This window comes from Streptomyces xylophagus, from assembly GCF_000716435.1.
Lineage (GTDB): Bacteria > Actinomycetota > Actinomycetes > Streptomycetales > Streptomycetaceae > Streptomyces > Streptomyces xylophagus.
Genome location: NZ_JNWO01000037.1, coordinates 21090 through 43411, shown reverse-complemented (window position 1 = coordinate 43411; position 22322 = coordinate 21090). Strand labels below are relative to the sequence as shown.

Annotated in this window: 20 protein-coding genes and 1 tRNA gene; 13 read left to right on the top strand and 8 right to left on the bottom strand. The window is 70.1% G+C overall.

What is annotated here, in order from left to right:
• Window positions 1-36: 36 nt before the first annotated feature.
• Together OO70_RS45585 and OO70_RS45580 are read right to left on the bottom strand one after the other, a co-directional pair.
• Entirely contained in the window at window positions 37-930 is an 894-nt protein-coding gene (locus OO70_RS45585; RefSeq protein ID WP_051742223.1) for a MurR/RpiR family transcriptional regulator, read from the bottom strand.
• Window positions 927-2465, bottom strand: coding sequence for an aromatic amino acid ammonia-lyase (locus OO70_RS45580; protein WP_043685944.1), 1539 nt, complete (start codon window positions 2463-2465; stop codon window positions 927-929). The genes OO70_RS45585 and OO70_RS45580 overlap by 4 nt, the downstream gene beginning before the upstream one ends.
• Before the next feature lie 142 nt (window positions 2466-2607).
• On the opposite strand from OO70_RS45580, the gene OO70_RS45575 reads away from it, so the two are divergent.
• The 7 genes from OO70_RS45575 to OO70_RS45545 all read left to right on the top strand — a co-directional run bounded on the left by OO70_RS45575 (window position 2608) and on the right by OO70_RS45545 (window position 8982).
• Window positions 2608-3642, top strand: coding sequence for an ABC transporter ATP-binding protein (locus tag OO70_RS45575; RefSeq protein ID WP_043685942.1), 1035 nt, complete (start codon window positions 2608-2610; stop codon window positions 3640-3642).
• Entirely contained in the window at window positions 3639-4280 is a 642-nt protein-coding gene (locus tag OO70_RS45570; protein ID WP_043685939.1) for an ABC transporter permease, read from the top strand. Before OO70_RS45575 ends, OO70_RS45570 begins: the two co-directional genes overlap by 4 nt.
• 1 nt (window position 4281) lies before the next feature.
• On the top strand, window positions 4282-4944 hold the full coding sequence (locus tag OO70_RS45565; protein ID WP_043685936.1) for an ABC transporter permease: 663 nt from the start codon (window positions 4282-4284) through the stop codon (window positions 4942-4944).
• A 193-nt stretch (window positions 4945-5137) separates the two neighbouring features.
• Window positions 5138-6073, top strand: coding sequence for an ABC transporter substrate-binding protein (locus OO70_RS45560; protein WP_043685933.1), 936 nt, complete (start codon window positions 5138-5140; stop codon window positions 6071-6073).
• A 136-nt stretch (window positions 6074-6209) separates the two neighbouring features.
• Window positions 6210-6878 (top strand): carbonic anhydrase, encoded by a 669-nt coding sequence (locus tag OO70_RS45555; protein ID WP_043685929.1) that lies wholly within the window; start codon window positions 6210-6212, stop codon window positions 6876-6878.
• A gap of 57 nt (window positions 6879-6935) precedes the next feature.
• The gene (locus OO70_RS45550) at window positions 6936-8528 is read left to right on the top strand and encodes a SulP family inorganic anion transporter (RefSeq protein ID WP_043685926.1); all 1593 of its coding nucleotides are present in this window, start codon (window positions 6936-6938) and stop codon (window positions 8526-8528) included.
• 19 nt (window positions 8529-8547) lie between these two features.
• The gene (locus OO70_RS45545; RefSeq protein ID WP_043685923.1) at window positions 8548-8982 is read left to right on the top strand and encodes a hypothetical protein; all 435 of its coding nucleotides are present in this window, start codon (window positions 8548-8550) and stop codon (window positions 8980-8982) included.
• A gap of 412 nt (window positions 8983-9394) precedes the next feature.
• Here OO70_RS45545 and OO70_RS45540 read toward each other — a convergent pair whose 3' ends face one another.
• Window positions 9395-10786 (bottom strand): cystathionine beta-synthase, encoded by a 1392-nt coding sequence (locus OO70_RS45540; protein ID WP_043685920.1) that lies wholly within the window; start codon window positions 10784-10786, stop codon window positions 9395-9397.
• A gap of 146 nt (window positions 10787-10932) precedes the next feature.
• On the opposite strand from OO70_RS45540, the gene OO70_RS45535 reads away from it, so the two are divergent.
• The 3 genes from OO70_RS45535 (at window position 10933) to OO70_RS45525 (ending at window position 14699) form a co-directional block, all read left to right on the top strand.
• The gene (locus OO70_RS45535) at window positions 10933-12003 is read left to right on the top strand and encodes an SGNH/GDSL hydrolase family protein (protein ID WP_043685917.1); all 1071 of its coding nucleotides are present in this window, start codon (window positions 10933-10935) and stop codon (window positions 12001-12003) included.
• A gap of 400 nt (window positions 12004-12403) precedes the next feature.
• Entirely contained in the window at window positions 12404-13624 is a 1221-nt protein-coding gene (locus OO70_RS45530; RefSeq protein WP_043685914.1) for an acetyl-CoA C-acetyltransferase, read from the top strand.
• 295 nt (window positions 13625-13919) lie between these two features.
• Complete coding sequence (locus OO70_RS45525) at window positions 13920-14699, top strand: hypothetical protein (protein ID WP_199827535.1); 780 nt, start codon at window positions 13920-13922, stop codon at window positions 14697-14699.
• 295 nt (window positions 14700-14994) lie between these two features.
• Here the strand turns inward: OO70_RS45525 and OO70_RS45520 are convergent, their stop codons facing one another.
• The gene (locus OO70_RS45520) at window positions 14995-15276 is read right to left on the bottom strand and encodes a hypothetical protein (RefSeq protein WP_043685908.1); all 282 of its coding nucleotides are present in this window, start codon (window positions 15274-15276) and stop codon (window positions 14995-14997) included.
• A gap of 132 nt (window positions 15277-15408) precedes the next feature.
• On the opposite strand from OO70_RS45520, the gene OO70_RS45515 reads away from it, so the two are divergent.
• The gene (locus OO70_RS45515) at window positions 15409-15639 is read left to right on the top strand and encodes a DUF4287 domain-containing protein (RefSeq protein ID WP_026151524.1); all 231 of its coding nucleotides are present in this window, start codon (window positions 15409-15411) and stop codon (window positions 15637-15639) included.
• 101 nt (window positions 15640-15740) lie between these two features.
• Here OO70_RS45515 and OO70_RS45510 read toward each other — a convergent pair whose 3' ends face one another.
• The 4 genes from OO70_RS45510 to OO70_RS45495 form a co-directional block, all read right to left on the bottom strand.
• Window positions 15741-16628, bottom strand: a complete 888-nt coding sequence (locus tag OO70_RS45510) for a Bax inhibitor-1/YccA family protein (RefSeq protein ID WP_043685905.1) — start codon at window positions 16626-16628, stop codon at window positions 15741-15743.
• Window positions 16629-16821: 193 nt separating this feature from the next.
• The gene (locus tag OO70_RS45505) at window positions 16822-18006 is read right to left on the bottom strand and encodes a 4-hydroxybenzoate 3-monooxygenase (protein WP_043685902.1); all 1185 of its coding nucleotides are present in this window, start codon (window positions 18004-18006) and stop codon (window positions 16822-16824) included.
• Between the two features lie 82 nt (window positions 18007-18088).
• Window positions 18089-18367, bottom strand: coding sequence for a class I SAM-dependent methyltransferase (locus OO70_RS55605; protein WP_234337094.1), 279 nt, complete (start codon window positions 18365-18367; stop codon window positions 18089-18091).
• Window positions 18368-18409: 42 nt separating this feature from the next.
• A tRNA-Leu gene (locus OO70_RS45495) sits at window positions 18410-18496 on the bottom strand.
• Between the two features lie 391 nt (window positions 18497-18887).
• Between OO70_RS45495 and OO70_RS45490 the strand changes: the two genes are divergently transcribed.
• A complete protein-coding gene (locus OO70_RS45490) occupies window positions 18888-19658 on the top strand; it encodes an ABC transporter ATP-binding protein (RefSeq protein ID WP_043685895.1) in 771 nt (256 codons plus the stop codon).
• 107 nt (window positions 19659-19765) lie between these two features.
• Window positions 19766-22294, top strand: coding sequence for an ABC transporter permease (locus OO70_RS45485; RefSeq protein WP_043685893.1), 2529 nt, complete (start codon window positions 19766-19768; stop codon window positions 22292-22294).
• Window positions 22295-22322 lie beyond the last annotated feature (28 nt).

Below are 22322 nucleotides of genomic sequence, written 5' to 3'. Positions count from 1 at the left end.
CGAACCCGCCCGCGATGCGGCGGACCGGAGGCCCCGTCACTCCACGAACAGCCCCCGCGCCGCCGCCCGCGCGTCGAACTCCTCGAGCCGCGCCTGCGCGTCCGGCAGGTCGTCGCACATCGCCTCCAGGAGGACCCGGCCGAGGAGCATCGGGGCGCACGCCGTGTCGAAGGCGAGGCCGGTGCCGACGGCGGCCGGGATCAGCAGGTCGGAGACCTTGGCGACCGGGGCGAACGCCGAGTCGGCGACGGTGACGACGGTCAGGCCCGCCTCCTTCGCGTACGCCAGCGTGTCGACGACCTCGCGGGGATGCCGGGGCAGTGCGAAGCACAGCAGGGCGGTGGCACCGGCCCGCACCGCCGCGTCGATCCGGTCGTGGATCATCGTGCCGCCCTCGTTGAGCAGCCGTACGTCCGGATGGACCTTGGCGGCGAAGTACGCGAAGCCGTACGCCTGGGAGGCCGCCGCGCGCAGACCGAGCACGGGCAGCGGGCGCGAGGCGGCCAGCAGCCGGCCGGCCTTCGCGACCGGGCGGGGGTCGGCCAGTATCTCCGAGAGGTGCTTCAGGTTCTCGATCTCGGCTTCCACCGCCTGCTGGTACTCGTTGTACGACGCCGTGTCCGGGGCCGACTCGGAGGGCGCGACCTCGCGGAGGTGTTTGCGCAGCGCCGGGTAGCCGTCGAAGCCGAGGGCGACCGCGAAGCGGGTCACGGAGGGCTGGCTGACGCCGGCGAGTTCGGCGAGTTCGACGCTGGAGAGGAACGGCACGTCGGCGGCGCGCCGCACCATGCTGTGCGCGATGCGCCGCTGGGTCGGCGTGAGCCGGTGCCCCTCGAAGAGCGCCTGCAGCCGTCCGGCCGGGCTGTCGGTCACATCCGTACTCCTGTCCGCCACACGCGTACTCCCGTCCCCAGTGCCGTCCACGCTCATGACGTGCTCCCCCTCCAGATCTCCGTGAACCGGTCCAGCAGTCCCGCCGCCGCCGTCACATCGTCCGTGAGCGGCCGGTCCGCCGTCCCGTCGTCCAGCACCGACTCGGCCAGCTCCAGCGCACGCCCGACCGGGAGTTCCGGGTCGGGCCGCAGGTCGCGCTGGCGCAACGCCCGTACGGCGGCGACGAGTTCGCAGCCCACGACGAGACGGTACGCGCGGCAGGCGCGCAGTGTCTGACGTGCGGCGAGCGAGGCGAAGCTGGCCTGTTCCTCGACGCCCCGGGAGAGTACAGCGTGCCCGAGCGAGGCGGGAGCCGAGAACGCGCGCAGGTCGCCGAGGGCGGCAGCGGCGGCGTACTCCAGGATCATCACGCCGGAGGAGGCGGGTTCGTTGTCGGCGAGGAAAGGCTTGAGGCGGGTGAACGCGGGTTCGTTGAGCGAGGAGAGGCGTGACGTCGACAGGCGGGCGACCTGGGTGATCGCGAGCCTGAAGTGGTCCAGGGCGAGGGCGAGTTGGGCCTGGTAGAAGCCGCCGTGGTGGTAGGCGGTCATGTCCTCGGCGGAGATGAAGGGGTTCTCCGCAGCCGCGTTGATCTCGATCGCGAGCACCTCCTCCAACGCGTCCGCCGCGTCGTGCGCGGGCCCGTGGATCTGCGGCAGACACCGGAACCCGTACGGGTCCTGAATACGACCGAGCGGCGGGGTGGGCCGGTCGGCGGCCCCGATCAACTCCCGCATCCGCCGGGCGACTTCACTCGACCCCCGATGCGGCCGAGCCGCATGCACCGGCGCGGCGAACGGCTCGTGCGACCCGTCGACAGCGAGCAACGAAAGCGCCCCGACGACCTGCGTGGCCCCGATGAGCCCGCGCAACTCCTGCAGCGCGAGCGCGGATTGCCCCAGGGTGAGCGCGTTGCTGCTGATCAGGGCGAGCGCGTCGTTGTTGTCGAGGGGTTGGGGCTCGGGGACACCCACAAGGGCATGGTCACCCGGGACGTCTCGCCACGGATGCTCCCCCACCAACGCCAGCCCCACCTGAGCCAACGCAGCAATATCCCCCGTCCCCACCGACCCGAACTCGTTGACGACCGGATACACCCCGCTCTCCAGCGCCTCGCACAGCGCCGTGACGACCGTCGGCCGTAGCCCGGCGCCCCCGGCCAGCAACTGGTTGGCGCGGACGGCGAGCATCGCCCGCACCTCCCGGGCCGGGAGTTCGTCGCCGATCGCGCCCGCGTGGCTGCGGAGCAGCCTGAGCCCGTGCTCGGCGGCAGCCTCGGTGGGCACGTCCTCGTTCCGGTTGGCGCCGACGCCCGTCGAGCGGCCGTAGACACGACCCGTCGCGGCGATCTGGCGGGCCGCGTCCCAGGAGTCGGTCGCGCGCTTCATCGCGTCGGTGCCGGGGACCGGCCGGGCGTCCCCGTCGGCGAGCCGGACGACATCGGCGACCCCGAAACCGACGCCGTCGAGGACGACGAGGTCGGAGTTCCCGGACACCATCGCATCGGCGGCGTCCGCCATCTGAGACGACATATGGCGCCAAACTCCCCTCAATCAGGACACTCGATCTTGCCTGCCGGTCATCCGTTACCTCGGATTAACGCGGAGACATTGACAAACTATTCAGACACCGAGAACTCTGCATGACGTTATACAGCCGGGCAAGGGACAACTCATGATCCAGTTCGACGCGGTCCACAAGCGCTTCCCCAACGGCACGACAGCAGTTCACGACCTCTCCCTGGAGATGCCGGAAGGCGGGGTCACCGTACTGGTCGGTTCCTCCGGTTGCGGCAAGACGACCACCCTTCGGATGATCAACCGGATGATCGACCCGACCTCGGGCGTCATCAAGGTCGGCGGCAAGGACGTCACCCAGCAGGACGCGGCCGAACTGCGCCGTTCCATCGGGTACGTCATCCAGCAGTCGGGGCTCTTCCCGCACCGCACGGTGCTGGACAACATCGCCACCGTGCCGCTGCTCCTCGGCCACGGCCGCAAGAAAGCGCGGGCCCGTGCCACCGAGCTGCTGGAGACCGTCGGCCTCGCCGCCGACGCCGGCAAGCGGTACCCGCACCAGCTCTCCGGCGGCCAGCAGCAGCGCGTCGGCGTGGCCCGCGCGCTCGCCGCCGACCCGCCGGTGCTCCTGATGGACGAGCCGTTCGGCGCCGTGGACCCGGTGGTCCGCACTCAGCTCCAGGACGAACTCCTGCGCCTGCAGAAGGAGTTGAACAAGACCATCGTCTTCGTCACGCACGACATCGACGAGGCCGTACGGCTCGGCGACCGCATCGCGATCTTCCGCACCGGCGGCCACCTCGTCCAGTGCGCGGCCCCCGCCGAACTCCTCGCCCGCCCGGCCGACGACTTCGTCGCCGACTTCCTCGGTGCCGAGCGCGGCCTCAAGCTGCTCTCGCTGACGACCCTCGCGGACGTCCCGCAGGGCCCGGCTCCCGAGGGCGGCAACTGGACCCTGGTCCTGGACGCGGCCCGCAAGCCCCTGCACTGGGCCGCGAAGGACGTCGAGCTGCCCGTACGGCCGCTGACGGACGGCGACTCCCTGCTCGCCGCCCTCAACGAGTCCGTCGCCTCCCCGAACGGCCTGATCGCCCGCGTCGACGCCGCCGGCGTCCTCACCGGCGTGTCGTCCCGCGACGACATCCACACCCACGCGGGCCAGGCCCACGCCGAAGCGCGGGTGGCGGCATGACCGTCGACTGGTCGTGGATCGGCGACCACACAGACGACCTCACCAGCCTCACGTTCTCGCATCTCCAGGCCGCGATGACCGCCGTCTTCTTCGGCCTGCTGATCTCGCTCCCGCTGGCGGTCGTGGCCCACCGGGTCCGCCCGCTCCGGGGCTTCCTGCTCGGCCTGTCGAACGTGCTGTTCACGATCCCGTCGATCGCGATCTTCGTGCTCCTGCTCCCGATCAGCGGCCTCACCCGCACCACCACCGTGATCGGCCTGACGGTCTACACGCTGGTCGTGCTGCTGCGGAACACGGTCGAGGGCCTCGACTCGGTGCCCGCGAAGACGAAGGAGGCGGCGAAGGCGATGGGCACGCGCCCCCTGCGCACGCTCCTCACCGTCGAACTCCCCCTCGCGCTCCCGGTGATCATGGCGGGCGTCCGCATCGCCACGGTCATGTCGATCTCCCTCGTCTCGGTCGCGACCTACATCGGCGACGGCGGTCTCGGCCAGCTCTTCACCGACGGCTTCCAGCGCGACTTCCCGACCCCGGTGATCGTGGGCGTGGTCCTCACCCTGCTGCTCGCCGTGGTCGCGGACGCGGCCCTGGTCGGCCTCCAGTACGTACTCACCCCGTGGAAGAGGCGGCGAGCCTGAGATGTACGAACTCTTCAAGAACCTCGGCAAGTGGCTGACCAGCGGCTCCCAGTGGGCCGGTTCGGACGGCATCGCGCACCGCCTCGCCGAGCACCTCCAGTACTCGCTCCTCGCCACCCTCATCGCGGCCGCGATCGGCCTCCCGCTGGGCCTGCTGATCGGCCACACCGGCAAGGGCGCGTTCCTCGCGATCAACCTCGCGTCCTTCGGCCGCGCGCTGCCGACCGTGGGCCTGGTCGTCCTCGTCTTCCTGGCCAGCGGCCTGTCCATGTGGCCGGTGTACATCGCGCTGGTCGCCCTCGCGGTCCCGTCGATCGTGACGAACACCTACGCCGGCATGACCGCCGTGGACCCGGACGTGAAGGACGCGGCCCGCGGGCAGGGCATGCGCGGCCACCAGGTCCTGTTCCAGGTCGAGTTGCCGCTCGCGCTCCCCCTGATCATGACCGGCCTGCGCCTCGCCCTCATCCAGGTGGTCTCCACGGCGACCGTCGCCGCGTACGTCTCCTTCGGCGGCCTGGGCCGCTTCGTCTTCGACGGACTCGCCCAGCGGGATCTTGTGCAAGTGCTGGGCGGGGCGGTGCTTGTCGCCGTTGTCGCCATCGTGCTGGACCTCGGTCTCTCCGGGCTTCAGCGCTTCCTCTTCCGTCATCGCACGGCGTGAGCCCTTCGCTCGATATGCCGTCGATCGTCTGCGGCTTCGTCGTGGCTGGTCGCTCCCCCACTCTCGGCTTCGCTCGACCGGGGGGACCCCCATCGCGGCGGTAGCCGGACATCGGCACGGCCCCGCGCCCCTTCAGGGCGCGCTGCCCCTCGGGGCACTACAGACTTCACCCGACCCGACTAGGGAACCCGAAATGAACCGTCGCACCCTCCTCGGCGCCCTCGCCGGAACGGCCGTCGCCGTCCCCGTCCTGTCCTCCTGCGCGAGCGGCGTCACCTCGCTCGACGGCGGGGGATCCGCCGGCGCCGGCAACGCCTCCAGCAAGAACGGCGTCACCATCGGCACCGCCAACTTCACCGAGAACCAGGTCCTCGGCTACCTCTACGCCGCCGCCCTCGAAGCGGCCGGCGTGAAGGTCAAGGTCCGCCCCAACCTCGGCACCCGCGAGATCGTCTTCCCCGCCCTGAAGAGCGGCGACATCGACCTCCTCCCCGAGTACCAGGGCTCCCTGCTCACCTACCTCCAGCCCAAGTCCAAGGTCGCGGAGGCGGGCGAGATGCAGAACGCCCTCACCCTCGCCCTCCCCTCCGGCCTCCAGGTCCTGCCCTACGGCATCGCCGAGGACGCGGACTGCTTCGTCGTCACCCGCGAGACCGCCAGGAAGTACGGCCTCACCACGCTGGCCGACCTCGCCAAGCACAACGGCAAGCTCACCCTCGGCGCCTCCGCCGAGGTGAAGACCCGTCAGGTGGGCGTCGTAGGACTGAAGGACGTGTACGGCGTGGAGTTCAAGGAGTTCAAGTCCCTTGATTCCGACGGGCCGTTGGTGAAGGGCGCCCTGAAGAAGGGCGATGTGGACGTGGCGAACCTGTTCAGCACCGACACCGACATCAAGGCCAACGACTGGGTCGTCCTGACCGACCCCAAGACCCTGATCCCCAGCCAGCACATCGTGCCGCTCATCGCCGACCGCGTGGCCGACTCCACGGTCCGCAAGGCGCTCGCCCGCGTCGGCAACCTCCTCACCACGGCCCAGCTCACCGAGCTGAACCGCCAGGTGGACAAGGACAAGAAGGACCCGGAGGACGTGGCGAACACGTACGCGAAGCAGCACGGCATCACGAAGTAGTCGCCGGTCGATGCAATGGCCCGTCGATGACCGGTCGATGATCTGACGAGGGATCAGTCAAGTGTCGTTAAATCGGCACTTTCGGTAACTGATCGAATGCGTAGGGTGATTTCACTCTCACCACCTGAGGAAACGCATGGCCTCGAACCGCAGGGCCTTTCTGACGGCCACCGCCGTCGGCGCGCTGGCCGCCACCCCCGCGACCGCCACCGCCGCCGTCGGCCCACACCCCCACCCGACCACCGCCCCCGCCGCGCTCGCCGAACTCCTGGACGGCAACCGCCGCTACGCCACCGGCCACTCCCGCCACCCGGACGAGAGCCGTCGGCTGCGCCACCAACTGGCCACCGCACAGCACCCGTTCGCGGTGATCGTCGGCTGCATCGACTCCCGGGTGCCGCCCGAGCTGGTCTTCGACCAGGGCCTCGGCGACCTGCTGTGCATAAGGACGGCCGGCGAGGTCCTGGACGAGGCGGTGCTCGGGTCCATCCAGTACGGCGTCGAGGAACTGCGCATCCCCCTGGTGCTGGTGCTCGGCCACGAGCGCTGCGGGGCGGTGGCGGCGACCCTCGCGCACCTGGAGACCGGCACGCCCGTCCCCGGACATCTCGCGCTCCTCGTGGACGAGATCAGCCCGGCCGCCCGCCGCACCCGGGCGCTGCCCGGCGACTGGGCCGAGCACACGATGACCGCCCACACGGCCTGGGTACGAGACGCGATCCGCGCGGACCCCGCCTTCACCTCCGCGCATGTCGTCGCGGCCCGCTTCGACCTCGACACGGGGCTCGTGTCCCTGCTGCCGTAGCCCCCAACTCCCCACTGCCGTAAGCGCGTTCCCCCCTCTGCAGAGAAACCCGTGCCCATGCCCATGAACGGCGTGCTCTCCGTCCTGCCCTCCACCGCCGACCTCCGCACCATGACCCGCGCCCCGCGCCGCGACCTGCTGTGCGGCCTCACCGTCGCCGTCGTAGCACTCCCCCTCGCCCTCGGTTTCGGGGTCACGTCCGGTCTCGGGGCGGCCTCCGGACTGATCACCGCGATCGTCGCGGGCTCGCTCGCCGCGCTGTTCGGCGGCTCCGCGCGCCAGGTCAGCGGGCCGACCGGCGCGATGACCGTCGTCCTCGTCCCGATCGTCCACGAGTACGGCGCGAACGGCGTCCTGACGGTCGGTCTGATCGCCGGCGTCATGCTCCTCGGGCTCGCGTTCGCCCGCGCGGGGGCGGCGATGGCGTACGTCCCCGCGCCGGTGATCGCCGGTTTCACCATCGGCATCGCGTGTGTGATCGGGCTCCAGCAGGTGCCGTCCGCGCTCGGCGTGCCCACCCCGAGCGGTGACCAGGTCGCGGTGGTCGCGGCAAGGGCGGTCGAGGAGTTCGACGCGACCCCGCACTGGGCGGCCCTGCTCCTGGCCCTCGGTTCGGCCGCGCTGATGCTGGCCGGGGCGCGCTGGAAACCGACGGTTCCCTTCTCCCTGGCGGCAGTTGGCGTGGCGACGGTCGTCTCGGAGGCCCTGCACCTGCACGTCACGCGCCTGGGCACACTCCCGGCCTCGCTCCCGGCCCCCTCCCTCGCCTTCCTGGACGTCTCCCGCATCCCGACTCTGCTCCTCCCCGCCGCAGCGGTGGCGGCGCTGGCCGCCCTGGAGTCCCTCCTCTCCGCCTCCGTCGCGGACGCGATGCGCCCCGGCGAACGCCACGACCCCGGCAAGGAACTCTTCGGCCAGGGCATCGCCAACCTCGCGGCCCCGCTCTTCGGTGGCGTCCCGGCGACAGGCGCCATCGCCCGCACGGCGGTCAACGTCCGCACAGGCGCCACCTCCCGCCTGGCCGCACTCGCGCACGCCGTGATCCTCGCCGGGATCGTCGCGGTCGCGGCACCCCTGGTGGGCCGTATCCCGCTGGCCGCACTGGCCGGAGTGCTGCTGGCGACGGCGATCCGCATGGTGGAGACGGACGCGGTCCGCGCGATGGCCCGCTCGACGCACGGGGACGCCCTGGTCCTGGTCCTCACGGCGGCCGGCACCCTCGCCCTGGACCTGGTGCGGGCCGTGCTCATCGGCCTCGGCGTCTCGGTCCTGCTGGCCCTGCGCGCGGCGATGCGCGGCACGCGCCTGACCCCGGCCGAACTCCCCGACACCGCCTCCGGCACGGTGACGTACCGCTTCGACGGCCCGCTCCTCTTCGCCGCCGCCCACCGCTTCCGCCGCAGCCTGGCCGACGTCCAGGACGTGACGGCCGTAGACCTACGACTGTCAGGCCTCACGGCGGTCGACGCGACGGGCGCGCTCGCGCTGAAGGACGCGGTGGGCGAGCTGCGCGACCGGGGTATCGAGGTCCGCATCACGGGCGTCGAGCACGCCCACCGCAGGGTGCTGGAGTCGCTCGGGGTGCTCCAGGTGAACCCGACTTCCAACAGGGGGGCTATCCCCAGTGCAGCGGGCGCGACCGCTCCCTAATCTGAGTCGCATGACGGGAATGGACGCGCACGACGCCGAACTCAAGAAGGAACTCAACGCCACCCTGCAGGCGCGCAGGGAGCTGGGCGACGAGTACGAGTCGGCGCTGGTCGACTCGTTCCTGGAGAAGGTCGACCAGCGCATCGACGGCGCGGTGGAGCGCCGGGTGCGCCGGCAGATGGCCGAGCAGCAGATGGTGGTCGCCCGCGGCTCACGCGGCGGGCCGAAGCCCACCGACTCGTGGGGCGAGCGGTTCGGCTTCGGCATCGTCTCGATGGTGCTGGCGATCCCGCTCTCCGCGATCGGCGGCGGCATCGCCCATCTCCCCGGACTCCTGGTGGCCTGGGCCGGCATCGTCGGGGTGAACGCGGTACAGGCGGCACGCACGAATCCGGGATTGTTCGGAGGCGTACGACGCGGGAAGTCCTCACAGGACAGCGAGTGGGAGGACTGAGCGTCCCTGGCGATTTCAGGGCCCTGTGGGGGCACCAACGCCGGTCACGTGCTGGGGAGTTGGGCCACTACAGGGCCGTAGAAAAGCTATGCGCGGGGACCGCCGCACCCCCCGTTGCCGGGAGGGCGGGACGACGGCGGTCCCCGCGAGGGACGCGTGCCGGGTCAGGGCCGGGCGTGCGCGTCCTAGGCGTCGGTGGAGGTCCGGGAGCCGCTCCGGAGGTCCGTGACGCCGTTTTTGTGTCGGCGAGGCGGGGAGCCGCTCCCGCCCTGCCGACATCCATCAATCTGCCGTACCCGTGTTAAGCGGGTGCTGCGTGGACGTGACGCGCTCGTACCACTTCAACGAAGTCCACCGTTTGGGTGGGCAACCGCAAAGTCGCCGCCGTCACGGCCCGTTCACCGGACGTTTCCTACTGCTTCCCGCCCTTGGCGAGGAAGGACAGCAGGTCCTGCCGGCTGATGACACCGGTCGGCTTGCCCTCGACCAGGACGATCGCGGCGTCGGCGGCGCCGAGCACGGTCATGAGGTCGCCCACCGGCTCACCGGAGCCGACCTGCGGCAGCGGGGCCGACATGTGCTTCTCCAGCGGGTCGGTCAGGGAAGCACGCTGGGTGAACAGGGCGTCCAGCAGCTCGCGTTCGACGACCGAGCCGACGACCTCCGCCGCCATGACGTCGGGGTGACCGGCGCCCGGCTTCACGATCGGCATCTGCGAGACGCCGTACTCGCGCAGCACCTCGATGGCCTCGCCGACCGTCTCGTCCGGGTGCATGTGCACGAGGGACGGGATGGCTCCGTGCACCTTGTCGTTGAGGACGTCGGCGACGCGGGCGCTGGGACCCTCGTCCTCGAGGAAGCCGTAGTCGGCCATCCACTCGTCGTTGAAGATCTTGGAGAGGTAGCCGCGCCCGCTGTCGGGGAGCAGGACCACGACCACGTCGTCCGGCCCGAGCCGCTCCGCGACCCGCAGCGCGGCGACGACGGCCATCCCGCAGGAGCCGCCGACGAGCAGCCCCTCCTCCTTGGCCAGCCGCCGGGTCATCTGGAACGAGTCCTTGTCGGACACGGCCACGATCTCGTCCGCGACGGTCCGGTCGTAGGCGGTCGGCCAGAAGTCCTCACCGACGCCCTCGACGAGGTACGGCCGCCCGGACCCGCCGGAGTACACGGACCCCTCGGGGTCGGCGCCCACGACCTGGACCTTGTTGTCGCTGGCGTCCTTGAGGTAGCGCCCGGTGCCGGAGATGGTGCCGCCGGTGCCGACGCCCGCCACGAAGTGGGTGATCTTCCCCTCGGTCTGCTCCCACAGCTCGGGGCCGGTCGAGTGGTAGTGGGAGAGGGGGTTGTTGGGGTTGGAGTACTGGTCCGGCTTCCAGGCACCCGGCGTCTCGCGAACGAGCCGGTCGGAGACGTTGTAGTACGAGTCCGGGTGCTCGGGGTCCACCGCGGTCGGGCACACGACCACTTCGGCGCCGTACGCGCGCAGCACGTTGATCTTGTCGGTGGACACCTTGTCGGGGCACACGAAGATGCAGTGGTACCCCTTCTGCTGGGCGACGATGGCCAGGCCGACGCCGGTGTTGCCGCTGGTCGGCTCGACGATGGTGCCGCCGGGCTTGAGCGCCCCGCTCTGCTCCGCCGCCTCGATCATGCGCAGGGCGATGCGGTCCTTCACACTCCCGCCGGGGTTGAAGTACTCCACCTTGGCCAGAACGGTCGCCTGGATGCCCGCGGTCACGCTGTTGAGCCTCACCAGCGGGGTGTTGCCGACGAGGCTGATCATCGAGTCGTGGAATTGCACCGTTGTCTCCGGTTGCTGCAAAGAAGTGTCGTGAATGGTCTGGCCAGCCTAAGGCCCGGAAATGACGTTCACCGCCTGTTGAGATTGGGCGACGTGCTGTTCGGGGCAAGGAGTGGGTGACGGCTCAGAGGAGGTGGCGGCGGCGTATGACGAAGATGTCGAGGGCGCGGGTGGCCCGGCGGATCGCGGCCGGTGCGGCGTACGGCGGTGGCGGGGTCGGACTGGTGGGCGCGGCGGCCGTCGGCCTGGTGCTGGCCGAGGTCCGCTTCGTGAAGCGCCATGTGGGCAACGGCCATGCGCCGGGCAGCAACCATGTGCCGAGCGCGGACGGCCGGTACGGCCATGTCTACGACACCCCGGGTGAACCCCCGATCCGGCTGACCATGCTCGGCGACTCCACGGCCGCCGGGCAGGGCGTGCACCGGGCGGCCCAGACCCCGGGCGCGCTGCTGGCCTCGGGCCTGGCGGCAGTCTCGGAACGCCCGGTCGAACTGCGCAACGTGGCCCTCCCCGGCGCCCAGTCCGACGACCTCGACCGCCAGGTGGCGCTCGCCCTCGCGGACACCTCCCGGGTCCCCGACGTCTGCGTGATCATGATCGGCGCGAACGACGTCACCCACCGCATGCACCCGACCCGCTCGGTCCGCCACCTCTCGGCGACGGTACGACGGCTGCGCACGGCCGGCGCCGAGGTGGTCGTCGGCACCTGTCCCGACCTGGGGACGGTGGAACAGGTCCAGCAGCCCCTGCGCTGGCTGGCCCGCCGGGCCTCCCGGCAGCTGGCGGCGGCCCAGACGATCGGCACGGTCGAGCAGGGCGGCCGCACGGTGTCGCTGGGCGACCTGCTGGGCCCCGAGTTCGCGGCGAACCCGCGCGAGCTGTTCGGCCCGGACAACTTCCACCCCTCGGCGGAGGGCTACGCGACGGCGGCGATGGCGGTCCTCCCGACCGTCTGCGCGGCGCTGGGCCTCTGGCCGGCGGAAGAGGACCGCCCGGACGCGTCCCGCCGCGAGGGCTTCCTCCCGGTGGCACGGGCCGCCGCGGAGGCGGCTTCGGAGCCGGGCACGGAGGTCACGGCGGCGATGCCTACGGGGCCGCGGGGGCCGTGGGCTCTGCTGAAGCGGCGGAAGCGACGCCGGATGCCGGAGGCGTCGCCGGTCCACTCGTCCGTCTCGGCGACTTCTCGACCGGCCGAGACCGGCGGTGGGCGGGCGTAGGCCCGGATGGGCCCGGGGGTGCAGATCCCGGAGCCGGCACCCTCCAGCCCGTCCGGCGTTTGAGGACGAGGCCGTTCAGGCCGATGGGGGTCTGGGGGCGCAGCCCCCAGGGACGCCCGCGCCAGTCGTCCGCCGGACGGGCTGGGGGCCGGCGCGCTTCTCGACCCACCGAGTCGGGTGGTGGGTGGGCATAGGTCGGGGGTCCGGGGGGCGGAGCCCCTTGGGACGTCCGCCCCGACCCAGCCGCACCACTGGCCCGCTCTACCGCCGGAGGCCCAAGCAAGCGCTTAGACAATTGCGGTCAGGGTCACACAGCGATCCCCGTGACCTGTGCCATACGTACGGGTAACTTCCCAAGGAGCCCCGCACATCACACCGTACGAACGCCAATGGAGCCGTGATGCCCGAAGCCGTCATCGTCTCGACCGCCCGCTCCCCCATCGGCCGCGCCGTCAAGGGCTCCCTCAAGGACCTGCGCCCCGACGACCTCACCGCCACGATCATCCAGGCCGCCCTCGCGAAGATCCCCGAGCTGGACCCGAAGCTCATCGAGGACCTGATGCTCGGCTGCGGCCTCCCCGGCGGCGAGCAGGGCTACAACCTCGGCCGGATCGTCGCCGTACAGATGGGCATGGACCACCTGCCGGGCTGCACGATCACCCGTTACTGTTCCTCGTCCCTGCAGACCAGCCGCATGGCCCTGCACGCCATCAAGGCCGGCGAGGGCGACGTCTTCATCTCGGCCGGTGTCGAGATGGTCTCCCGTTACGCCAAGGGCAGCTCGGACGGCCTCCCGGGCACCACGAACCCGATCTTCGAAGAGGCGCAGGCCCGCACCGCCGCCACCGCCGCGTCCGAGGGCTCCACCTGGCACGACCCGCGTGAGGACGGCCTGCTCCCCGACCCGTACATCGCGATGGGCCAGACCGCGGAGAACCTCGCCCGGATCAAGGGCGTCACCCGCCAGGACATGGACGAGTTCGGCGTCCGTTCGCAGAACCTCGCCGAGGAAGCCATCAAGAACGGCTTCTGGGAGCGCGAGATCACCCCGGTCACGCTGCCCGACGGCACGGTCGTCAGCAAGGACGACGGGCCGCGCGCCGGCGTCACCCTGGAGGGTGTCTCCGGCCTCAAGCCGGTCTTCCGCCCCGACGGCCTGGTCACCGCCGGCAACTGCTGCCCGCTGAACGACGGCGCCGCCGCGGTCGTCATCATGAGCGACACCAAGGCCCGCGAGCTGGGCCTGACCCCGCTGGCGCGGATCGTGTCGACCGGTGTCTCCGGCCTCTCTCCCGAGATCATGGGCCTCGGCCCGGTGGAAGCCTCCAAGCAGGCCCTCGGCCGCGCCGGTCTCACCGTCGACGACATCGACCTGTTCGAGATCAACGAGGCGTTCGCCGCCCAGGTGATCCCGTCCTACCGCGACCTGAACATCCCGCTGGAGAAGCTGAACGTGAACGGCGGCGCGATCGCCGTCGGCCACCCCTTCGGCATGACCGGCGCCCGCATCACCGGCACGCTGATCAACTCCCTCCAGTTCCACGACAAGCAGTTCGGTCTGGAGACGATGTGCGTCGGCGGCGGCCAGGGCATGGCGATGGTCATCGAGCGCCTCAGCTGACCAACGAGATGACCAACTCCCCGTAATCGCACGGGAACTTTGCGTCACCTTCAGGCCCGGAACCCAGTAACCACCTGGGTTCTGGGCCGATTTGTGATCCAATCTCCCCCAGGATGTGACCTATCTCCCTTCGGAGAGGGATTTTCCCAGGTCAGGACCGTTTCACCACCAAACATCGGGCCCAAAGTCCTGCCCGTTTCGTGACGTTACGCACTGACAGCTGGTTAGTCCGCCCTTCAAGCTGATGTAGGAAGTCGGGGGTCGACTTTGAACCGGGAGTACGTCAGTGAGCGCCATGCCGATCGCTTTGCTGCTCACCACGGCCGCCACAGGCGCCGTGGGCGTCGCCGTCCTGCGCACCCTCTTGGTGCTGCGTCGCCAGGTAGCGGCCCTGCACACCGAACTGGCCGAGGGCCGGGCCGCCGCCGTAAGGGCGCTCGTGCCCGCCGCCCGCACCCACACCGACGCGGATGAGATACGCGCCGCCGTCGCCGAGGCACTGGCCGAGGAGCGGGAGCGGGAACTGGCCGAGGCGCGGGCCTTCTGGGCCGCCCAGGAGTCCCGCGACACCGAGGTGCCGACCCTGCTGGGTCTGCCCGACAGCGAGCTGTTCCTGCCCCGCCAGAGCGACTTCGTGGGCCTCGAACCGCTGGAGCCGGTCACCGAGCCGTTCACGGACGCCGACGAGTTCGCCGGGGAGTCCCCCGAACTGGCCGCGGCCCGCCGCCGCCACCCGTCCCACCCGGACTTCGTCCCGGCCCAGTCACCGGTCGCCAACGACCACGAACGCACGGTGGCAACGCTGGAGGAACTCGCCGAGTCCGCCGTAGAACTGGCCGACGTCCGCCCCGGCCCCCTCGGCACCCTCGACGTCTACGTCTTCGCCGACGGCACCACCCTCTGCATGACCCCGGGCCACCGCGAAACCGCCGAACGCCTCGCCGCGGCGCTCCGTGCGGGCGAAACCCCGTTCCTGTTGGGCGGCTCGGGTGTCTCCGGCGCCTACACGTTGACCTTCGCGTGCGGCCAGGAGAACGTCTACATCCTGGCGGACAGGGTCATAGCGTCACTCTGATTTCTCGGGGGTGCGCCGGTTCGTTTTCGAGCGCGGGCCGGTGGGGGCTGGTCGCGCAGTTCCCCGCGCCCCTTCGTAACTCGGGCCCAGTTTTCAGGGGCGCGGAGAGCTGCGCGCCCCCGAAAGACACGGCGGGCCTGAGTTTTTAGGGGCGCGGGGCTGTGTCAATTTGCGGCTCCGCCGCGTGGGCGCGAGCAACCACGACCCACCCGCAGCCAACCCACAACAGAACCCCCTCAGGGGCGCGGGGAACTGCGCGACCAGCCACAACGCGCCCGCAGCCGCCAACGCAGCCTCAGACCCCCGCCCTCTTCTGCGCCTCCGCAACCAACCCCAACGCCTCATCAACCTCGGCGTCATTCACCAACACGAGCGCGAAGTCATGTACGGCAACGGTGATTTGATCCGCCGCGGCGAACATCCCCGCGTCAGGCATCTCCCGAGGCTCCACCCCGGGCTCCTCCACCAACTGCGCCCGCCGAGTCATTTCCCTGGCCAGCGCCAGCGCCTCCGCGGCAGCGCCCCGCTGCAAACGGCTCTGCGGCGCAGCCCTGAGCCGGTCCGCAAAGTGATCCACCGCTTGAGTCAACCGCGTCGTATCCACCACGCCGCGAGACTACGCGCCGTACCGGGACTGTTGCCAACGGGCGAACGCTCAGGCACGGTGACTTGAAGGACCGGCTTACACCCCATGCGTCCGGAGGCGCCGATGTCCCAAGTGTTCTCCCAGGAGACCCACCGCAACATGCTCGCCCGCATCCCCCATTGCACCGGTCGTGAAGTGTCCGACTGGCTGCGCACCGTCGACGAAGGCCCCGCCCTCTTCCGCTTCGAGGAGAAGGTCAGCTGGCTCCGCGCCGAGCACGACCTCGCGTACGGCCACGCCAAGGCGATCATTCACGAGTACGACCTGAGGAGGGCCGCGCGCAAACTGCTCTAGGCGCGCACCGCAGACATGACCACGAGACGACGAAGGGCCCCGGGAACGAACCCGGGGCCCTTTCGCGCACGTCACCGCGGCTGCCGGCGCAGCCGCTACCGCTAGTTGTTGCTGTTGAGGATCGAGAGGATCCGCAGGAACTCCATGTAGATCCACACCAGCGTCAGCGTGAGCCCGAAGGCGGCGAGCCAGGCCTCTTCCTTGGGCGCGCCGTAGGCGATGCCGTCCTCGACCTGCTTGAAGTCGAGGGCGAGGAAGCACGCGCCGAGGATGATGCCGATGACACCGAAGAAGATGCCGAGCGGGCCGCTGCGGAAGCCGAGGCCGTCACCGCCGCCGAACACCGCGAACAGCAGGTTCACGGCCATCAGCAGGATGAAGCCGAGCGCGGCCGCCATCACGAAGCCGTAGAAACGGCGGTTGACGCGGATCCAGCCAGCGCGGTACGCGATGAGCACGCCGGCGAAGACCGCCATCGTGCCGATCACGGCCTGCATGGCCGCGCCGCTCGCGATGCGGTTGTCGACGACGCTGGAGACGACGCCGAGGAAGACGCCTTCCAGGGCGGCGTACGAGAGGATCAGCGCGGGGACGGGCTTGCGCTTGAAGGACTGGACGAACCCCAGGACCATCGCGATCAGCGCGGCGCCGATCCCGATGCCGTACGAACGGCTGAGGTTGGCGTCGTCGACCGGGAGCAGCGCCCAGGCGAGCGCGGCCGTCACGATCAGCGTGCCGAGAGTGGTGCCGGTGCGCAGGACGACGTCGTCCATGGTCATCCGGCCGGTGGTGGCCGGGGCCTGGGGCGGTGCGCCCTGCTGCAGGTCCTGCTGGGCGTACGGGTTCTGCGCGTAGGGGTTGCCCCCCGCGTACGGGTTGCCCTGCGTACCTACGGCGGGGCCCCCGGCCTGCGGCGCGGTGTTGAAGCCCGCGTAGCCGTTGTCGCGGCTGAACCCCCGTCGCGAGAAGACCGGGTTTCTGCTCCTCATTTCACTCCTCCATGGCCGCCTCGCGCGGCCTTGGCCTCAAGAGTAATAGGTAGGCAAAGGATTGACCCTACCTCTTGGGGAGGATCTTCCCCTCGTCCTGCCACGGTACGCGGTGGACCACACCCCCTGTGAACACTGGTACCAACCCGTGACGCCCCCCTTAGAGGCCCCTTATCCCCGCCCGTCCCCCTGTTCATCCAAGTTCATCCAAGGGGAACCCGGTGTACGCCTCCGCGAGATCCGTCTCGGCCGCGCGCGAGGACGCGATCCGCTCCAGGCGGGCCAGCTGGAGCCGCCCCTCGAAGGGTGTCGCGTCGGGCGCGCGGTGCAGGAGGCTCGTCATGTCGTAGGAGAACCGTTCGGCCTGCCACACCCGCCGCAGACAGGTCGCGGAGTACCGGTCGAGCCGCTCGTCGCTCCCCGTCTCCTTCTTGTACGTCAGTGCCCTCGCGAAGGTGACGACGTCGCCGACGGCGAGGTTGAGGCCCTTCGCCCCCGTCGGCGGCACGATGTGCGCGGCGTCCCCGGCGAGGAAGAGCCGCCCGTGCCGCATGGGCTCGTGGACGTAGGAACGCATGGGGGTGACGGACTTCTGCGTGATGGGACCGCGGTCGAGCCGCCAGTCGTCGTCCGTCTCGAAGCGGCGCTCCAGCTCGTCCCAGATGGCGTCGTCGCCCCAGCTCTCGGCGTCGGCGTCCTCCGCCACCTGGAGGTAGAGACGGGAGACGGACGGGGAGCGCATGGAGAGGAGGGCGAAGCCGCGGTCGTGGCGGGCGTAGACGAGCTCGTCGTGGGAGGGGGCGACGTCGGCGAGGATGCCGAGCCAGGCGTAGGGGTACGACCGTTCGAAGACGCGGGTGAGTTCGGCGGGGATCGCGGTGCGGGCGATGCCCCAGAAGCCGTCGCAGCCGACGACGTAGTCGCAGTCGAGGACGTCCTCACGGCCCTGGTGCCGGAAACGGACGCGGGGGCGGTCGGTGTCCGCGTCCTCGACGGCCAGCGCCTCCGCCTCGAACAGCAGCGGGCCGCCCTCCTTGAGCTGAAGGGCGATCAGGTCCTTGCACACCTCGGTCTGGGCGTACACGGTGACGCTACGACCGCCGGTGAGGGCCGGGAAGTCGACGCGGTGCCGCTTCCGGTCGAACCGCAGCTCGATCCCGTCGTGCCGCAGCCCCTCCCGGTCCATCCGCTCACCGGCGCCGGCCGCGCGCAGTACGTCGACCGTGCCCTGCTCCAGGATTCCGGCGCGTTGGCGGTGCTCGACGTAGGTACGGTCGCGGCTCTCCAGGACGACCGAGTCGATACCGGCGTTGTGCAGCAGCCGGGCGAGGAGGAGTCCGGCGGGGCCGGCTCCGATGATGCCGACGGTGGTACGCATCGGGGGTTCCCTTTCGAGCGCGAGCCGCAAGTCTTGAGCCGTGAGTCCCGAGTCACGATTCGTTCGTCAGGTGAAATTTACTTCACATACCTGTTAGGGCAAGTCTCCGACCGCGCGGGCCACCTGTCAACGGTCCCGGAGTCAGCCCGGGACGGCGGGCCAGGGTCGGCCGGAGATAGGAGACCAGGTGGGCGTCCGAGATCCTGAGGTGTCCGCCGGGGCGCAGGACACGCGCGAACTCCGCGAGCACCGGGGCCAGTTCGGGGATGTGCTCCAGGGCGAGGGCGCACACGACGGTGTCGACCGCGTCGTCGGGAAGCGGGAGCCGGTACAGATCGACCTCGGGCCGATGTGCGCTCACAAGCGACACACCGTTCCCGCTGGTCACACCCAGTAACCGCGATGGTGCCCGGAGCCGGACTTGAACCGGCACGCCCGCGAAGGGGCAGCGAGGTTTAAGCTCGCCGTGTCTGCATTCCACCATCCGGGCAGGCCGTGGGCTCCGCATCGAAGTCACGAGCCTATCGGGGCACGTCTCCCCAACAGCGGGCAGGCGGACCGATGTTGTCTTATTTTATTGATGTCTGAGGGTTCATCAGACCCTGGAAAGAGCCATCAGCACTTGCCAATAGCCTTGCGCGCGGTCTGGGAGCGCGTGTGCGGAATGACGGAATTTCACCGCCCGAACGAGGGTGCTCCACCGGTTCTTGACGTAAGCGGGTCTCGGGGGCGGTCCTCATCCCCAGGTATGACAGCGTCGAGCGCAGTCCGACTGGAGGCTGTCCTCGGAACCGGAACAGCGGCTGACTACACGGCGGGGCGGGGCCGGAAGGATGGGACACGTCCCCAGCAACACCGTCGTCCCGACAGGAGCGCCTTCCGTGACCACCACCCCCATCGCCGACCGGACCACCTCAGTGGCCGCGCGTGCCACGGATCTTTCCAAGGTCTACGGACAGGGCGAGACCCAGGTGGTCGCCCTCGACCGGGTCTCGATCGCCTTCCGGCAGGCCGAGTTCACCGCGATCATGGGCCCCTCGGGGTCCGGCAAGTCCACCCTGATGCACTGCGTGGCCGGCCTGGACAGCTTCTCGTCCGGTTCCGTGCGCATCGGTGACACCGAGCTGGGCTCCCTGAAGGACAAGCAGCTCACGAAGTTGCGCCGGGACAAGATCGGTTTCATCTTCCAGGCGTTCAACCTGCTGCCGACGCTGACGGCCCTGGAGAACATCACGCTCCCCATGGACATCGCCGGCCGCAAGCCCGACAAGGAGTGGCTGGACTCGGTGATCCGGATGATCGGTCTCTCCGACCGGCTCAAGCACCGGCCGTCCGAGCTCTCCGGCGGCCAGCAGCAACGCGTCGCCGTGGCACGGGCGTTGGCCTCCCGCCCCGACATCATCTTCGGCGACGAGCCGACCGGAAACCTCGACTCGCGCTCCGGCGCCGAGGTGCTGGGCTTTCTCCGCAACTCCGTAAGGGAGTTGGGGCAGACGGTGGTCATGGTGACCCACGACCCGGTGGCGGCTGCGTACGCGGACCGGGTGGTGTTCCTCGCGGACGGACGCATCGTCGACGAGGTCTACGAGCCGACCGCGGACTCGGTGCTGGACCGGATGAAGCGGTTCGACGCCAAGGGCCGTACCAGTTAGGCCTTTTGACGGCCCCTCAACTCACCGCCCCGGCAGCCGACTTCGCCGCTCCGGCTCCCGACTCCGCCGCCCGGCTCACCCCTCGTACCCCTGGACTGAGTAGACCCATGTTCCGAACCGCCTTGCGCAACGTACTCGCGCACAAGGCCCGGCTCCTCATGACCGTGCTCGCCGTGATGCTCGGCGTCGCGTTCGTGTCGGGGACCCTGGTCTTCACCAACACCATCTCGAACGCCTTCCAGAACAGCTCGGCCAAGGGCTTCGACCAGGTCGACGTCGCCGTCCGGGCCAAGTCCCAGGACAGCAAGGGCGACGCGGTCGGCAAGACGCCCGAGCTGACCCAGGCCATGCTCGACACCAGCGCCAAGGTGCCGGGCGCCGCGTCCGCGACCGGTGTCGTGAACGGCTTCACCGCGATCGCCGACAAGAAGGGCAAGCTCATCGGCGGCGGCTTCCAGTCGGAGGGCGGGAACTACTGGGGGGACAAGGACGCCCGCTACCCCCTCAAGTCCGGTGCCGCACCGCACGGTTCGGGTGAGGTCGCCATCGACTCCGAGACCGCCAAGCGCGCCGGGTACAAGGTCGGCGACACCGTGCGTCTCTCGGTCGACGGGCCGGTGCTGAGCCCGAAGATCACCGGCATCTTCACCACCGACGACGGCAATGTCGCCGCCGGCGGCAGCCTCGCCCTCTTCGACACGGCGACCGCGCAGAAGCTGTTCGGCAAGGCGGGGACGTACGACGAGATCGATGTGAAGGCCGCGGCCGGGACGAGTCAGGCGGCGCTGAAGTCGCAGCTGGACCTGGCCCTGCCCAAGGGGCAGACCGAGACCACCACCGCGAAGAAGCTCGCCGACGACCAGGCCGAGACGATCGCCTCCTCGATGAGCGGGCTCAAGCAGGGGCTGCTGGTCTTCGCGGGGATCGCGCTCTTCGTCGGCACGTTCATCATCGCCAACACCTTCACCATGCTGGTCGCCCAACGCACCAAGGAACTGGCCCTGTTGCGCGCGGTCGGCGCCTCCCGGCGGCAGGTCACGCGGTCGGTGCTGCTGGAGGCGTTCGTGGTCGGCGCGATCGCCGCGGTGGCCGGTCTGGTCGCCGGTATCGGCATCGGCGCCGGGCTGCGCGCCCTGATGGGCACGATCGGCGCGACCGTCCCGGACGGCCCGCTGGTCATCACCTCGGGCACGGTGCTCAGCGCCCTCGCGGTCGGCATCCTCATCACCATGCTCGCCGCCTGGCTGCCCGGCCGCCGGGCCGCGAAGATCCCGCCGGTCGCCGCGATGAGCAGCGTGCACGCGACGGCCACCACCAAGTCGCTGGTGCTGCGCAACACGCTCGGCGCGCTGTTCTCCGGCGCGGGCATCGCCGTCGTCATCGCGGCCACGACGATGAACGGTTCGGACGGCCAGGCCCCCATGGGCATCGGCGCCGTACTCCTCATCATCGGGGTGTTCATCCTGACCCCGCTGCTGTCCCGCCCGCTGATCGCGGCCGCGGCACCGGCCCTGCGGATCTTCGGGATCTCCGGCAAGCTGGCCCGCCAGAACTCGGTGCGCAACCCGCGCCGTACGGCCGCCACCGCCTCCGCGCTGATGATCGGCCTCACCCTCATCACCGGCATGACGGTGATGGCGGGCAGCCTCCAGCAGGCGATCGACAAGATGGCCTCGTCCGCGATCAGCGCCGACTACATCGTCTCGATGGCAAACGGCAACCAGCTCTCCCCCGACGTCGACAAGACCCTCACCACCACGTCCGGCGTCACCGCCAGCAGCCCGCTGCGCAACGCCCCTTCGCGCATCGACGGCACGACCGAGTTCCTGACCGGGGTCAACGGCTCGGCCATCGGAAAGCTCACCGACCTCAAGGTCGACAGCGGCACCTTCAAGGTCGCCGGCACACAGGTGGTCGTGGACGACGACACCGCCAAGTCCCATGGCTGGAAGGCCGGTTCGACCTTCACCACGCACTACGAGGACGGCAAGGCGCAGCAGCTCACCGTCTCCGCGGTCTACGAGGGCAACGCGGTGATCCGGGGCATCATGCTCGACAACGCGACGCTCGCCCCGCACCAGACCGACCCGGCCGACATGCAGATCCTCGTCAAGACCGCTGACGGCGCGTCGAGTGCGACGAAGGACAAACTGGAGAAGGCCCTCGGCTCCAACCCGGCCGTCAAGGTCCAGGACAAGAAGGACCTCTCCGACAGCATCGCGCAGGTCTTCACGCTCATCCTCAACATGGTCTACGGCCTGCTCGCCATGGCGGTGATCGTCGCGGTCCTCGGGGTCATCAACACCCTTGCCATGTCGGTCTTCGAGCGCTCGCAGGAGATCGGGATGCTGCGCGCGATCGGCCTGGACCGCAAGGGCATCAAGCGGATGGTCCGCCTGGAGTCCCTGGTGATCTCGCTCTTCGGCGGGGTGCTCGGCATCGGTCTGGGAGTCTTCTTCGGCTGGGCGGCCGGTGAGCTGATCGGCGCGAAGATGGCGACCTACGAACTGGTCCTTCCCTGGGCCCGGATGGCGCTCTTCCTGCTCCTGGCGGGCACGGTCGGCGTCCTCGCGGCCCTGTGGCCGGCCCGGCGCGCGGCGAAGCTGAACATGCTGTCGGCCATCAAGTCCGAGTAGCGGTAAATGAGTTGGTGCCCCGTTCCGG